This is a genomic window from Hymenobacter sp. (assembly GCF_031398885.1).
Taxonomy (GTDB): domain Bacteria; phylum Bacteroidota; class Bacteroidia; order Cytophagales; family Hymenobacteraceae; genus Hymenobacter.
The window spans coordinates 1-13,324 of sequence record NZ_JANNOD010000054.1 but is presented as its reverse complement, the minus strand read 5'-3'; the positions used below and the strand labels follow the sequence as shown (position 1 = coordinate 13,324).

Genomic DNA, 13,324 nt, shown 5'->3' with positions numbered 1-13,324 from the left:
GGACTTCTGACAACAAAGGCGGCTGGACCATCGGGAAAACTAGTGAAGGTTGCGGATTGCATTTGCGGACTCGGCGCCCGCCCACGGCCCGGGGCGTTTCCCTCGCCTTTGGAAGCAGACGCCGGCTTGGGGCCGGGGGCCGATGGGGCTTGTCGCAGGTGCTGCGAGCCCCGAGACGGGCCGTGCACAGCTCCGGCGGGCAGCGTTCAGTCGCAAGCTTTGGGCGGCCCGGCCCTACGCGCGGGTGTTCTTTCAAATAAGAAGCTGGGGCGGAGCTAACACGGAAGGCCGCCTCCGGCCAGCAGCCCGAGCCCAAGTAAACCGCCCAGCAGGCCGCGGCTACGGTGCAAAAAAAGCAAGGAACGCGTGCCACAGGTCTTCGCAGCAAAGAGAGGGGCGGATTGGCAATGGTAGAGGCAAAATTTGCCCGCAAAGTTTATCCAGGATGCCGGTTATCGTCCGTCCGGGTCGAGGTAGGCCACCAGCACAGCCAGGGCTCCGAGTCCGGCAATTATGCCCCATGCCAGCCCGCCGCCCAGTAGCAGCCCTATCAACCCCACCGGCAAAACCACCAGGCCCAACACGCCCAGCACCGTGGTGCCCAGCCCCGCTTCGGCCGGCCCCTCGGGTTTCAGACGCCGCACAGAAGCAGATACTGGCAGGCGGACTTTTCCGCGCGAAACGGCCCGTGGCGGCCGCGGCAACTGGGCTGGTTGAAGGGCTGGGGCTGCCGCTTGCCAGCGTGGCTTACGAGCCGAGCGGAGCAAAGCCGCGGGCTCCGCAACCGTTGCGGCCGCGGCCGGGCTTGCCTCCGCAGCCACTCCGCGCGGGGCCGAGGGCTCGGCTACGCGCACTGCCCGCGGCCCGGGCTGGAACGAGTAGCCGGGCCGGGCGCTCTGACAGCTTGTGCCCGCGCCTACGAGGCCCAGGGACAGCAGGACCAGCAGGGTTTTTCGACTTCGTTGCAACCAGGGCTTGGGCGTAAAAGAGGACATATGGGAATGGTTGAGGGTTGAATCGGAGCAGTGCTGTACGGACAAGGAACGGATTCTGCTACGCCCCGGCCAACTTGGCCGCCGCCTGCCAGCCGGTGCCGGCGCCCAGGGCCACGCCCATGCCGTTGCAGCGCACGGCGGCCAGCACCCCCGGCCGCACCCAGTCGATGAGGGGCGCCAGCGCCGGCCCGAAGCCCATCACTCCGCTCCAGCGGTAATCGATGCGGGGCCGTCGGCCGGGTAAAATGACCTCGCGCAACAACGCTTCGAGGTATTCCTGGACCCGGGTGGTGAGGCCAGGGGCGGTGGTTTCCTCGGCCGCGAAATCCAGGTTGCGGCCGCCACCCAGCAGCAGGCGGTGGTCGGGCAGCTGGCGAAAGTAGGCATAGCCGTGGTCGTAGTGAAAAGTGCCCGGCAAAACCACGGCGGGCAGGGGCTCGGTCACCAGTACCTGGCCGCGGCCGGGCGTCACGGCCAGCTCCGGCAGGAGTTCGGTGGCAAAGGCGTTGGTGGCCAGCAGCACCTGAGCGGCTTCGATGACGGCCCCGTTGGCCAAGTGCACGCGGTGCCCCGCAGCCGAAGATTCTATGGTTTCCACCGCGCAATTGGTAAGCACGGGCACGTCCGCCGCCCAGGCCCGGGCCAGCAGGGCGCGCATCATGCGGCCGGCGTCGAGGCTGCCTTCGTGCTCGTTTTTAAGCAGGGTGCTCACTCCCCGCAAACCCAGGCGGCCGGCCTCGCCGCTGGCGTCGCGGAAGGTGCGGGCGTGGCCCACCACCGGGGCCAGCAAGTCGTTGAAGTAGCTGATTTTCGCGCGGCACTCTTCCGCCAATGCCGCTTCCTCGGGGCGAAACAGCTCGTAGCCGCCGACCGGCTGATAGTCCAGGGCCGCGTCGCCCACCAGTTCGCGCAGCCGCGCTAAGCCCTCGCAGCGGGCGGCCACCACGGCCAGTAAGTCGCCGCGCTTCTCCTGCGCTATCAGTTCGGAAATCGAGCCGAAACAAGCGAAGCCCGCATTCTTGGTGGAAGCGCCGCTGGGCAGGGCGCCCCGCTCCAGCACCACCACGCGCCAGGCGGGCCGGCGCTGCTTCAGGTACAAGGCCGCCGTCAGCCCCACCAGTCCCGCGCCAATGATGGCCACGTCGGCCGGGCCGAAGAAACTGTGGTGTTCCCAGTACGATAGCGCGAAGTTTCGCAACGTGTTAAAGTAAGTTTCGCAACGTTTTTTTACCACCAAACTTGTACCACCAAACTTGGCGAAACTTACCTTAACACGTTGCGAAACTTCGCGCTCAGAACTCCAGTATCACGCCCTCAATCACGTCGCAGGCCTCGTGCAGCTGCTCCTCGGTGATTACCAGCGGCGGGGCGAAGCGGATGATGTCGCCGTGCGTGGGCTTGGCCAGCACGCCGCGCTCCATCAGCGTCACACACACGTCCCAGGCGGTGCGGCCGTCGGCGTGGGGCCGGATGATGATGGCGTTGAGCAGGCCTTTGCCGCGCACCAATTCCACCACTTCGGGGCGCTGGGCCTGTATCTGGCGCATCCGGGCCCGGAACACCTCGCCCAGCTTCGCCGCGTTTTGCGCGAGCTTTTCTTCCACCAATACATCCAGCGAAGCACGCATCACGGCGCAGGCCAGCGGGTTGCCGCCAAACGTGGAGCCGTGCTGGCCGGGCCGAATGGTGAGCATCACCTCGTCGGCGGCCAGCACCGCGGATACTGGCAGCACGCCCCCGCTCAGCGCCTTGCCCAGAATGAGGATGTCGGGGTGCACGGCCTCGTGGTCGCAGGCCAGTAGTTTGCCCGTGCGGCCCAGCCCGGTCTGAATCTCATCGGCGATGAACAGCACGTTGTGCGCTTTGCAGATGGCCGCCGCTTGGGCCAGGTAGCCCACCGCCGGCACCATCACGCCCGCCTCGCCCTGGATGGGTTCCACCATGAAAGCGCACACGTGCGGCTCCCGCACGGCGGCTTCCAGCGCCTCGATGTCGTTGTAGGGCACTACCTGGTAGCCGGGCGCGAACGGCCCGAACCCGCCCGTGCTGTCGCCGTCGGTGCTGAAGGAAATGATGCCCGTGGTGCGGCCGTGGAAGTTGTGCTCGGCCACGATGATGCGGGCCAGGTTCGGGGCAATGCCTTTTTCCTGGTAGCCCCACTTGCGGGCCAGTTTCAGGGCGGTTTCCACGGCTTCGGCGCCGGAGTTCATCAGCAAGGCTTTGTCGTAATCAAACAACGCGCACAGCTGCTGCTCGGCGGCGCCCAGCTGGTCGTTGAAAAAAGCCCGCGACGTGAGCGTGAGCTGCTGCGCCTGCGCCGTGAGCGCGCCAATGATGCGCGGGTGGCAGTGGCCCTGGTTCACGGCCGAGTACGCCGAAAGGAAGTCGTAGTAATGCTTGCCGGCCACGTCCCACAGGTGCACGCCCTCGCCGCGGTTCAGCACCACGGGCAGGGGGTGGTAGTTGTGCGCGCCGTACTGGTCTTCGAGCTGCATCAGCTGCTCGGCGCGGCTGGCGGTGGCGATGGGGAAGGTGGTTTGCATGAAGTGGGTGGGAGTGGTGGTGAGGGCACGAAATTACGATTTTCCGGCGCAGCCAGCAGGCCCGGGGCTTAGCGCAGTGGCAGCCGCTCCAACTGGCGCGCCGTGTCGAGGTACCGGCCCACGTAGTTTCCTTCTGCGCGGCCGCTGGCCCGCAGCAGCGTCCAGTCGAACACGGCTGCTTCGGGAAAGCTCACCGGTACCGGCTCGGTGGAGCCGGCCGAAGCCGCCGCGCCGGGCAGCAGCAGCGCCTGCACCGCCCCGCCGCGCCAGCCCAGCACCCGCGCCGAGGCCCGCCGGAAGCTGGTATCCGATGCCACCACCCGCACCGAAAGCAGCAGCTGGTCGCCGTTGGGCAGGCCGGCCAAAAACCGCTTTTTGGCCCGGGGAAGGGTCCGCAACGCCTCCCGCACGGGGTCGGCCAAAGCGGATTCGTCGCGAACCAAAGCAGGCCGCACGTTGGCTGGCGCCGTGGCCGCCGTGAGCACCACCGGCGCGGGCGCCTGCGCGGCCCCGGCCTGCGGCCCCAGCCACGCCGCGGCCGCTAGCAGCAGTGCCAAACGAAGGGGCTTAGTCATGGAAAATTGCCGGAATTGATAACAAGGCACCGGCCGGTTTTCTTCCAACGGTGCCCGCCGTAACTTTGATGCACCGATGCCCACCCCCGTTCCCCAGCCCCTGCAACCCGGCGATTTTTATTACACGCCCGAGGGCTACCTCGTCTTCACCGCGCAGTACCACCGGCGCCGGGGCAGTTGCTGCCAGAGCGGCTGCCGCCACTGCCCCTGGAATTTCCGGGCCAAACCAACCGCACCGAATGCGCCTGACCAGCCATTGAGCTGACCCGGCCGGGCCCGGCTTAGTTCACGCGCAGCCAGTAAGAGCCGCCGTGGGTTTCGACGCCCCGCAGCGCCGGCCGCTGCCACAGCGGCGCCAGAATCGTGCTTAGTTCCGGGTCTTGGCTGATGAAATAATTCGGCAGGATGGTTTCGTACTTGGCGGGGTTGGCCAGAATGAAAGCCGCCAGCAGGTATTGCTCCGAATACGCCCGGTCACACATAAATTGCGGGTAGTCGTAGGGCAGGTAGATGTCGTGGATGTGCACGATGACGCCGGGCGCCAGCCGGGGCAGCACTTCCAAGAAGAACACCGTGGAATCGGAGTTGGGCAGCACCCGGTGCGAGTTGTCGATGAACAGAATGTCGTTGGCCCGCAGCTCGTACAAAAACGAGAAGTCGATGTCTTCGAACGGCCGGCGAACCACGCGTTGCGCGAGCTGGTCGATTTCGGCCCGCGGGTAGGGGTCAATGGACGTAATCTGGGTGGCGAGGCCCTGGTCGCGGACGGCCTTGGCGGCCACTTTGGTCGAGTTGCCCGAGCCCACTTCCACGTACTGGGCCGGCCGGAAATGGGCCAGCATGCCGTAAATACCCACAATGTCGAGGCCCGGCAAAAACGTGTTGTTCCAGGTGGGCTGGCTGGGGTCGGTTTCGGCCTTGGCGTCCTTGATGCCTTCGAAAGCGGGCTGGTAGGCCAGCATGCCGACGAGCAATTCCCGGTAAGTGGTGCGGTGGCCGTCGATGAGGTCGTACAGTGGCTGGTGGGGCGGCTTGCCGTGGCCATAACGCGGCTCGAAGGCGACTTTATAGTCCAGAAACAGGTTCTGATATTTCGGCGAAACGAACCGGTATAGTTCTTTGAGCATATAACAGGGCAGATACGGCCGCGGGCCAATTGCGCCAGCAGCCTGCAAAACTACGGGTTTCCCCAAGTTCTGGCATCCTTCCGCTCCCGGGTTCGTTGGGGACGTTGTCAGTGGGCAGACAGCGGCCTGTTTCCCAGCCTAATTGAGAAAGCAATTTGGCGATTGCCAAACTTTTACCGATATTTGCGGCCCGTTTCCCTGCTTTGTAATTAATTAACCCTCCGATATCATGGCCCGTGTTTGTGATTTGACCGGCAAGCGTACCCGCGTTGGCAACAACGTTTCGCACGCGAACAACAAGACCAAGCGCAAGTTCTACCCGAACCTGCAGAAAAAGCGCTTTTACATTCCCGAGCAAGACGCCTGGGTAACCCTGAAAGTGGCCACGTCCACCATCCGCACCATCAACAAGAACGGCATCATGGCCGTGCTGAAGAAGGCCAAAGAGCAGGGCTTCATCGTGTACTAACTACTTGTAAGCAGCTGATAGTAGGCACGAGTCGGGTTCGACTAACACCCGTCCGCAGCCTGTTTTCAGCCAGATACAAAGCCAGCGCCGATACGCTTGCCCTCGCGGCAACGGTATCGGCGCTGGCTTTGTCCGTTAGCGGGTATCTTGCACTATCGCCTGATTTTTCTGCTGATTCTGAATCGTATGCAACGTCTGTTCCTCTCCTTTTTGCTGCCGGTGCCCGCGTGGCGCCGGACCTCTCGGGTGCTGCTGGCGGGTGGGCTGCTGCTGGCTGGCTTCGCGGCCGCGGCTCAGCAACCCGTTTCCGTGCCCGAGCCGCTGCTGGCGGCGGCGCCCGCCCGGCCCACCGATTTCTTGCCGGCCGCCTTCCACAAGCAGCGGCGCGAACTGCTGCGGGCGCAGCTGCCGCCGCGCAGCGTAGCCGTGGTGTTTGCCGCGCCCGTGCGCAACCGGGCCAACGACGTGGACTTTATCTACCACCAAAACCCAGACCTCTACTACCTGACCGGCTACCCCGAGCCCGACGCCGTGCTGCTGCTCTTCAAAGAGGCGCGCACCGCGGCCGGGCAGGCGGGCGTCACCGAGGCGCTGTTTACCCAGCCCCGCAACCCCGCCCGCGAGCAGTGGACGGGCCGCCGCCTGGGCGCCGCGGGAGCCAAAAAGCAGCTGGGACTGCAGCTTGCCGCCGACAATAAAGAGTTTGCGGCGGCCGGCATCAACTGGGCCGATTTTGACCACGTCCTGTTCACCAACCTGCCCACCGATACCCGCGACGATGCCGGCGACGCCGGCGACTTGCACAGCCTGGTGGCCACGTTTCGGCAGCAGGCGGGCGTGCCGGCCGACTACAATTCCACCGTCTCGGAACTCAGCAACGTCATCCGCCGCAACGGCATCCGCAACGCCAAGGGCGTGAGCGGGTACGTTGCCAGCGAAGCAAAGGAAAACCCCGCCCTGGCCAATGCGCCCCTAATCAAAGCTTACCTGGCCGCCGCCACCGACGCGGCCCGTCAGGCCGCCATCAACGCCAACCCGCCCGGCCGTTTCGACGAGGGCGTGCTGAACGACGCCCTGGACGCGCTGCGCGCCGTGAAAACGCCCGAAGAGCTGGTCTTGCTGCGCCGCGCCATCCGCATCAGCGCCGTGGGCCAGCGCGAGGTAATGAAGCTCATGCGCCCCGACATGGGCGAAATGGACGTGCAGGGCCTGCACGAATACGTGTACCGCCGCTACGGCGCCGAGTTTCAGGGCTACCCCAGCATCGTGGGCGCCGGGGCCAATGGCTGCGTGCTGCACTACGAAACCAACGACCGCCAGCGCCTCGACAACGACCTGGTGCTGATGGACTGCGGCGCCGAATACCACGGATACTCGGCCGATGTCACGCGCACCGCGCCGCCCGGCGGTACCTTCAGCCCGGCGCAGCGCCAGGTTTACGAGCTGGTGCTGGCCGCGCAGGAAGCGGGCTTCGCCGCCTGCCGTCCCGGCGCCGACTTCGACGCCCCCAACAAAGCCACCCAGGACGTGGTGGCCAGCGGGTTGGTTAAGCTCGGCATCAGCAAGAAGAAGGAGGAATTCCGAAAGTATTACCCCCACGGGGCCAGCCACTACCTGGGCCTTGACGTGCACGACCGGGGCAGCTACAGCCCGTTGAAGGCCGGCAACGTCATCACCGTCGAGCCCGGCATCTACATCCCCGCCGGCTCGCCCTGCGACCCCAAGTGGTGGAACATCGGCGTGCGCATCGAGGACGATGTGCTGATTACGGCCACCGGCTACGAAAACCTCTCGGCCGAAGCCCCGCGCACCGTGGCCGACATCGAACAGCTAATGGCCGTGCCCAGCGCGCTCGAAGCCTGGCAGCTGCCGGTGCTGAAGTAGGCTGACAGCAGACGAAAAAACCACGTCATGCTGAGCGCAGCCGAAGCATCTTGCGTGGGGAAGTAATTCAATCGTTCAACGATGCGAGCGAGATGTCTCGGCAAGCGGACGCCAGATGAGCATAACTTTTTCGCGGCGTTCTGCTTCGCCGTCTGAAAGTTGCCGGCGCTTTCCCTTGGTCGTTTCCGAAAAGCCCCGTACCTTTGCAGTCCTAAATTTTAAACACACCCCCGTCGAGATGGCCAAGAAAGGAAACCGGGTGCAGGTTATCATGGAATGCACCGAGCACAAAAACTCGGGGATGCCGGGCACCTCGCGCTACATCACCACCAAGAACCGCAAGAACACCCCCGAGCGCATCGAGTTGAAGAAGTTCAACCCCATCCTCAAGAAAATGACCGTTCACAAGGAAATTAAATAACCTGAACAATGGCTAAGAAAGTAGTAGCAACTCTGAAATCGACAGAGAACGCCAAGAACTGGGCAAAGGTGATTCGCGCCGTGAAATCGGAGAAGACCGGCGCCTACACCTTCCGCGAGGAAATGGTGCTCCTCGACAAAGTGCAGGAGTACCTGGCCACCGGTAACAAGTAACTGCCCGCCGGCTTCGGCTTCGTAAAAGGCTAAAAAGTCCCACCTTCGTGGGACTTTTTGCGTGTAATGCGTCTGTCATGCTGACGAACCGAAGGTCGGCGTCGGCCAAGGAAGCGTCTCACCACGGCTGCTTTCGTCATATTTAGTGAATCCGGCGGCGTGGGCGTGACAAGGGCCTTCGTCACCGCTACATCCGCGGTATGCCCGGGATGAGAATAGTCTATGGGCCTCTTCGATTTTTTTAAAAAGGACAAGGAAAGCACCGCGCAGCAAGCGTCGCTGGACGCGGGCCTGGAAAAAACCAAAACCAATTTCTTTGAGCAGCTGAGCAAGGCCGTGGTGGGCAAGAACACCGTGGACGAAGCCGTGCTCGACGATTTGGAAAGCCTGCTGGTGCACGCCGACGTGGGCATCGAAACGACGGTGAAAGTTATTGACCGCATTGAGGCCCGGGTGGCGCGCGACAAGTACGTGAGCACCTCGGAGCTGGACCGCATTCTGCGCGAGGAAATTGCGGCTTTGCTGGAGGACAACAACGCGGGCTCGACGGCGGTGCTCGACAGCGCGGGCAGCTCCGGCCAACCGTACGTCATCATGGTGGTGGGCGTGAACGGTGTGGGCAAAACCACGACCATCGGCAAGCTGGCCCACCGCTTCCACAGTGCCGGCAAAAAAGTGGTGCTGGGCGCGGCCGATACCTTCCGGGCCGCGGCCGTGGACCAGCTCATCATTTGGGGCCAGCGGGTGGGCGTGCCCGTGGTGAGCCACGGCATGAACACCGACCCGGCCTCCGTGGCCTACGACGCCGTGCGCAAGGGCGTGGAGTTGGGCGCCGACGTGGTCATCATCGACACGGCCGGCCGCCTGCACAACAAGGTGAACCTGATGAACGAGCTCAGCAAAATCAAGCGCGTGATGCAAAAGGTAATTCCCGACGCCCCGCACGAAGTGCTGCTGGTGCTGGACGGCAGCACCGGCCAGAATGCGTTTTTGCAAGCCAAGGAGTTCACCAAAGCCACCGAAGTCACGGCCCTGGCCATCACCAAGCTCGACGGCACGGCCCGCGGCGGCGTGGTCATCGGAATTTCGGAGCAGTTCAGCATTCCGGTGCGCTACATCGGGGTGGGGGAAAAGATGACCGACTTGCAACTGTTCGACCGGCACACGTTCGTCGATTCCCTGTTCAAAAAGTAGTGGCTGAGCAAGCGGAGCCACCCACGCGGCCCGTTTCGGCAAGCAACACCTGCCGGGGCGGGCCGTTTACTTTCGTGCCATGAATGATGTACTGACAATAGCCGTTGTGGGGGCGGGCACCATGGGGCTGGGCATTGCCCAGTTGGCCATCCAGCACGGCTTGCCCACGGTTTTGTTCGACCTGAATCCGGCGGCGTTGGAGAAGGCGCAGGCAGCCATTGCCACTGGGCTGGGCAGGCTGGTGGAGAAAAACAAGCTTACCCCCGAGGCCCGCGACGCGGCCCTGGCCCGCCTCGCCGCAACAACTGATATGAGCCTGGTGCGGGCCGACCTCATCATCGAAGCCGTGGTGGAGCGGCTCGACGTGAAGCACCGCCTGTTCCAGGAACTGGCGACTCTGAACGGGCCGGCAACCATCCTGGCCTCGAACACTTCCTCGCTCCCCATCACCCAACTGGCCGCGCCCGTGCCGCACCCGGAACGAGTGGTGGGCCTGCATTTTTTCAATCCGGCGCCCCTGATGCCCCTGGTGGAAGTAATCAGCGGTGTGGCCACCGCCCCGGCCGTGGCCGACGCGGTGGAAGCCCTGGCCCGGCGCCTGGGCAAAACTCCGGTGCGCGCCGCCGATGCGCCGGGCTTCATCGTGAACCGGGTGGCCCGGCATTACTACGTCGAGAGTTTGAAAATTGTGGAGGAACAAGTGGCCCCGTTTGAGGTGGTGGACGAACTGCTGGAAGCCAGTGGATTCAAAATGGGCCCGTTCCGGTTGATGGACCTGATTGGCGTCGACACGAACTTTTCGGTCACCAACGCCATGTTCGCCTCCTTTCACCAAGACGCGAAGTTTCGGCCCAGCCGCATCCAGCAGCAAAAAGTGGACGCCGGCCACCACGGCCGCAAAACGGGCCGGGGCTTTTATATTTATTAATGAAGAATGAGGAATGAAGAATTACCAATTGAGTCTCGCCAGCCGCCGATGTGCATTCTTCATTCTTCATTCCTCATTTCTCATTGCTTCCGCTTGCGGGTCCAAAAACGGTGACCAGCCGCTGATTCCCGAGGCCCCCGTAAACCTAATCATCAACACCACCAACCAGCAATACGCTGCCCTGCGCTTCGACAACGGCGCTGTGACGTTGCCGGTGACTGGGCCCGCGGGCACCGGGGGGGTTCGGGGTGTTATCGTGGTGCGGCAAAGCGCGGGCAGCTACCTAGCTTTTGAGCGTAACTGTCCGTACCAGCCCTACGACGCGTGCGCAGTGGTGAGCGTAGACCGAAACTCGCGGCAGTTCATGCGCGATTCCTGTTGCGGTTCACAATTCGATTTGCGCGGGCAAATTACCGGCGGCCCGGCCCCGAGACCCTTAAAGCAATACAGTACCAGCTTACAGGGTACCCTGCTCAGTATCACGAACTAGGCTGCCGGAGCAAGTTTATAGAAAAAAATACGATTTCAGCTTGTGCCTTTTTGGAGAAGGTCGTAAGTTTGCAGTCCGAAACAACAGTAACCGGGTTTCGGGTAAACAATTGCTTCCTTAGCTCAGCCGGTTAGAGCATCTGACTGTTAATCAGAGGGTCCCTGGTTCGAGCCCAGGAGGGAGCGCCACAGCTTAGAAAGTCCGCCCATCCAGGCGGACTTTCTTCGTTTTCAGGCCACCCAGGGCACATTTACAGTTTGCATCTGCGGGCATCTCCGATTAACTTTGGCTTAGACCGGGACATAAACCGGGACACGTACCGGGACAGAACCTGGGATAAAGGCCAAACAGATGCTCACTCCTACCCTCTATAAGCGCACCATCAGCGTGCAGTTCTACCTGCGGCTGGCCGCCCGAAACAAGCGCGGGTACTGCCCGGTGCGCATGACATTGCGGTGGCACGGCCAGGAATTGCAGTTAGATGCCGGAGTTTTGGTGCTGCCGGAGCGGCCTGGTCCGAACGGTCAAGGGGTCGAAGCGCTGTGGGATACCAAGGCGCAGCGGGCAATGGATGAGCGAAAGCTGACCCTGAAAGAAATGGCCACCGTACCCACGCACCCCGACACGGCTACCAACATCAATGCGCATCTCATGTCGCGCAGGAAAACAGTTGAAGACACCTTCTACCGGTTGTTTGACAATGGAGAGCCGGGCAGAATTCCTAAAGCTGTGCTGGCGGCAGAGTTGGTGCCGGGTAAAGAGAAGACTGCGCCAAAAGCTGTGCCGGCGGTGAGCCGCACCTTCCGGCAAGTACTGGAAGAATGGAAAGCGGAAAACCGCAACCTGGCCAAGGACTCACTACGCAAGTACGACCAGCTGGCTACGATGATGGAAGTCTGGCGGCCGGAGCTGCGGCCGGACCAGGTGACGCAGAAAGTAGCGAAGGAGTATCAGCAGCACCTGCTTGACCTGCAGAAATCCGACGCGACGGTGAAGGTGCATTTTGGAGGCATCCGCAAATGCCTGGAGCAACTGGGGCTACCGGCCGACATGGCATGGCTGCAGTACTCGGCCAAGAACGCGCCGCAACTGGATTTGGAGATTGAGGAAGTGCGCAAACTGATTCGGTGGCGGCCGACCTCCGAGCAGTTAGCGGAGGAGCGGGACCGGTGGCTGTTTCAGCTATTCAGCGGGCGGCGTTACGAGGACTTGGAAAAATTCGACAAGCGCGAACGAATCACGCTGACCTTGGAAGATGGCAGCCAAGTGCCTGCGCTGCTCCACGCGCAGGGTAAAACCGGCAATGACGCGGCCGTACCGTTGCCTCCCATTGCCCTGAAAATCGGTGAGCGGTGGGGCTGGCAGTTTCCGGCCCGCAACTGGCAGCAGCGCGGAGATTGGATTAAGGAAATAGCGCAGGGGGCGGGCCTCACCCGTGAATGGGATGACCGGCTGATTACGGGCGGCAAGGTGATGCACAACTGGCGGCCCATCTGGCAGGTCATCAGCACCCACACGGCGCGGCACACGGCGGGCACGCTGCTGAAGCAGGTCAGTAACGGAAACAAGGCTCTGGCTAAGCTGGTGCTCGGGCACGCCGACGAGGACGTGACGGACCGATACGCCAAGGACAAGGCGCGGCTGCTGGCTCCGGCGGTGCTCGATGCGTGGCGGGCGGTGTTAGGTGAATGGTACGATGGAGAGCCGACGCTGTAGTATATATGATTGGCTAATAGCCGATAACTACCAGATTATAGGGTAAACGCATCCGGGAGTGACCGTAAAGCGCATTTGCTATCGAAACGGTGTTCTCGTAGTCCTTGCTTATGACACCTTTGTCCTTAGTAACATAGCGGTAAGTGTTGGGCACCGCTAGTACAAGTGTGTCTACTTCGACCATTACCAATGCTTGAATCAGGTCACGATAAACGGCATTGCCCATCCATGCCCGACCGGCTTCAATTTCTAAGCCGCACCGCCATTCGCTGTGAAACGCATCAATTTCATAGCGCAGGCTGGGCACGCCGTTCTCACCGAAAAACACAGGACGCGCAATTTTCTCTGTAGCACGTTTGCCTGCCTCAGCCACGAAGCCCAGGAGCAACAAGTCGTCGCGCAGAAGAGCAAGTACAGCGTCACTGGATAATCCTTTCTTCAGTTCGATTGTACCGATGGCGTCTAAATGCTGACGGAACACTGAAACTATCTTCTCCACAAATGGCGCTGGTGGCTCAGTTTGAGGGTAGGACATGAAGCGAATTAGATTTTTAGACAAAGCGACGTGTGAATTAGGGTATGACCGGGCTGATAAACCAGTGTCAAGCGAAAGTAACGGAATATCTCACGTCGCGCTGGCACCAAGGGTGCCGTCACACTACTTGGCTGTGTCTCGTCCGTCCAGAGCTGTACACTAGTTCTGAATTCCATGAACGAGAATCGGCCGCGCAAGGAGCGCCAGAAATATGAGATTTATTCAATGGCCGTCCGGCTGGAAGTTGTGCGCCTGGTGGAGTCGGGCCACTTGC

The 13,324-nt window shown here is 62.3% G+C and carries 15 protein-coding genes and 1 tRNA gene; 10 read left to right on the top strand and 6 right to left on the bottom strand.

All coding sequences use genetic code 11. The annotated features are described in order from the left end of the window. Positions 1-452: 452 nt before the first annotated feature. The 4 genes from RMO51_RS10505 to RMO51_RS10490 form a co-directional block, all read right to left on the bottom strand. On the bottom strand, positions 453-644 hold the full coding sequence (locus tag RMO51_RS10505; protein ID WP_310394444.1) for a hypothetical protein: 192 nt from the start codon (positions 642-644) through the stop codon (positions 453-455). Between the two features lie 409 nt (positions 645-1,053). Beyond that, positions 1,054-2,193 carry an FAD-binding oxidoreductase gene (locus RMO51_RS10500; protein ID WP_310394443.1) on the bottom strand — a complete coding sequence of 380 codons (1,140 nt, stop codon included), beginning with the start codon at positions 2,191-2,193 and terminating at the stop codon, positions 1,054-1,056. Positions 2,194-2,287: 94 nt separating this feature from the next. After that, positions 2,288-3,538 carry an ornithine--oxo-acid transaminase gene (gene rocD, locus RMO51_RS10495; RefSeq protein WP_310394442.1) on the bottom strand — a complete coding sequence of 417 codons (1,251 nt, stop codon included), beginning with the start codon at positions 3,536-3,538 and terminating at the stop codon, positions 2,288-2,290. Between the two features lie 68 nt (positions 3,539-3,606). Beyond that, positions 3,607-4,113, bottom strand: coding sequence for a hypothetical protein (locus RMO51_RS10490; RefSeq protein ID WP_310394440.1), 507 nt, complete (start codon positions 4,111-4,113; stop codon positions 3,607-3,609). 76 nt (positions 4,114-4,189) lie between these two features. Here RMO51_RS10490 and RMO51_RS10485 point away from each other — a divergent pair, with 76 nt between their 5' ends. Next, complete coding sequence (locus tag RMO51_RS10485) at positions 4,190-4,378, top strand: DUF5522 domain-containing protein (RefSeq protein WP_310394438.1); 189 nt, start codon at positions 4,190-4,192, stop codon at positions 4,376-4,378. A 16-nt stretch (positions 4,379-4,394) separates the two neighbouring features. Here RMO51_RS10485 and RMO51_RS10480 read toward each other — a convergent pair whose 3' ends face one another. Further along, complete coding sequence (locus RMO51_RS10480; RefSeq protein ID WP_310394437.1) at positions 4,395-5,240, bottom strand: class I SAM-dependent methyltransferase; 846 nt, start codon at positions 5,238-5,240, stop codon at positions 4,395-4,397. A gap of 229 nt (positions 5,241-5,469) precedes the next feature. On the opposite strand from RMO51_RS10480, the gene rpmB reads away from it, so the two are divergent. The 9 genes from rpmB to RMO51_RS10435 all read left to right on the top strand — a co-directional run bounded on the left by rpmB (position 5,470) and on the right by RMO51_RS10435 (position 12,515). Further along, positions 5,470-5,709 carry a 50S ribosomal protein L28 gene (gene rpmB / locus RMO51_RS10475; RefSeq protein ID WP_088462723.1) on the top strand — a complete coding sequence of 80 codons (240 nt, stop codon included), beginning with the start codon at positions 5,470-5,472 and terminating at the stop codon, positions 5,707-5,709. 186 nt (positions 5,710-5,895) lie between these two features. Next, complete coding sequence (locus RMO51_RS10470) at positions 5,896-7,593, top strand: aminopeptidase P family protein (protein ID WP_310394434.1); 1,698 nt, start codon at positions 5,896-5,898, stop codon at positions 7,591-7,593. Between the two features lie 238 nt (positions 7,594-7,831). Then, a complete protein-coding gene (gene rpmG / locus RMO51_RS10465) occupies positions 7,832-8,014 on the top strand; it encodes a 50S ribosomal protein L33 (RefSeq protein WP_046245291.1) in 183 nt (60 codons plus the stop codon). An 8-nt stretch (positions 8,015-8,022) separates the two neighbouring features. Next, positions 8,023-8,187, top strand: a complete 165-nt coding sequence (locus RMO51_RS10460; protein WP_071885836.1) for a DUF4295 domain-containing protein — start codon at positions 8,023-8,025, stop codon at positions 8,185-8,187. 222 nt (positions 8,188-8,409) lie between these two features. Then, positions 8,410-9,381, top strand: coding sequence for a signal recognition particle-docking protein FtsY (gene ftsY, locus RMO51_RS10455; RefSeq protein WP_310394432.1), 972 nt, complete (start codon positions 8,410-8,412; stop codon positions 9,379-9,381). Positions 9,382-9,460: 79 nt separating this feature from the next. Further along, positions 9,461-10,309 carry a 3-hydroxyacyl-CoA dehydrogenase NAD-binding domain-containing protein gene (locus RMO51_RS10450; RefSeq protein WP_310394430.1) on the top strand — a complete coding sequence of 283 codons (849 nt, stop codon included), beginning with the start codon at positions 9,461-9,463 and terminating at the stop codon, positions 10,307-10,309. A gap of 13 nt (positions 10,310-10,322) precedes the next feature. Further along, a complete protein-coding gene (locus RMO51_RS10445; protein ID WP_310394429.1) occupies positions 10,323-10,799 on the top strand; it encodes a Rieske 2Fe-2S domain-containing protein in 477 nt (158 codons plus the stop codon). Positions 10,800-10,910: 111 nt separating this feature from the next. Then, positions 10,911-10,987 (top strand) — tRNA-Asn (locus tag RMO51_RS10440). Positions 10,988-11,150: 163 nt separating this feature from the next. After that, positions 11,151-12,515 (top strand): hypothetical protein, encoded by a 1,365-nt coding sequence (locus RMO51_RS10435; RefSeq protein ID WP_310394427.1) that lies wholly within the window; start codon positions 11,151-11,153, stop codon positions 12,513-12,515. Positions 12,516-12,528: 13 nt separating this feature from the next. Here the strand turns inward: RMO51_RS10435 and RMO51_RS10430 are convergent, their stop codons facing one another. Next, on the bottom strand, positions 12,529-13,050 hold the full coding sequence (locus RMO51_RS10430) for a hypothetical protein (RefSeq protein WP_310394425.1): 522 nt from the start codon (positions 13,048-13,050) through the stop codon (positions 12,529-12,531). Positions 13,051-13,324 lie beyond the last annotated feature (274 nt).

What these genes read in the sequence shown, in the direction of transcription:
- rocD (WP_310394442.1), bottom strand. Translation starts at nt 3,538, where the DNA reads ATGCAAACCACCTTCCCCATCGCCACCGCCAGCCGCGCCGAGCAGCTG.
- RMO51_RS10490 (WP_310394440.1), bottom strand. Translation starts at nt 4,113, where the DNA reads ATGACTAAGCCCCTTCGTTTGGCACTGCTGCTAGCGGCCGCGGCGTGG.
- RMO51_RS10485 (WP_310394438.1), top strand. Translation starts at nt 4,190, where the DNA reads ATGCCCACCCCCGTTCCCCAGCCCCTGCAACCCGGCGATTTTTATTAC.
- RMO51_RS10480 (WP_310394437.1), bottom strand. Translation starts at nt 5,240, where the DNA reads ATGCTCAAAGAACTATACCGGTTCGTTTCGCCGAAATATCAGAACCTG.
- rpmB (WP_088462723.1), top strand. Translation starts at nt 5,470, where the DNA reads ATGGCCCGTGTTTGTGATTTGACCGGCAAGCGTACCCGCGTTGGCAAC.
- RMO51_RS10470 (WP_310394434.1), top strand. Translation starts at nt 5,896, where the DNA reads ATGCAACGTCTGTTCCTCTCCTTTTTGCTGCCGGTGCCCGCGTGGCGC.
- rpmG (WP_046245291.1), top strand. Translation starts at nt 7,832, where the DNA reads ATGGCCAAGAAAGGAAACCGGGTGCAGGTTATCATGGAATGCACCGAG.
- RMO51_RS10460 (WP_071885836.1), top strand. Translation starts at nt 8,023, where the DNA reads ATGGCTAAGAAAGTAGTAGCAACTCTGAAATCGACAGAGAACGCCAAG.
- ftsY (WP_310394432.1), top strand. Translation starts at nt 8,410, where the DNA reads ATGGGCCTCTTCGATTTTTTTAAAAAGGACAAGGAAAGCACCGCGCAG.
- RMO51_RS10450 (WP_310394430.1), top strand. Translation starts at nt 9,461, where the DNA reads ATGAATGATGTACTGACAATAGCCGTTGTGGGGGCGGGCACCATGGGG.
- RMO51_RS10445 (WP_310394429.1), top strand. Translation starts at nt 10,323, where the DNA reads ATGAAGAATTACCAATTGAGTCTCGCCAGCCGCCGATGTGCATTCTTC.
- RMO51_RS10435 (WP_310394427.1), top strand. Translation starts at nt 11,151, where the DNA reads ATGCTCACTCCTACCCTCTATAAGCGCACCATCAGCGTGCAGTTCTAC.
- RMO51_RS10430 (WP_310394425.1), bottom strand. Translation starts at nt 13,050, where the DNA reads ATGTCCTACCCTCAAACTGAGCCACCAGCGCCATTTGTGGAGAAGATA.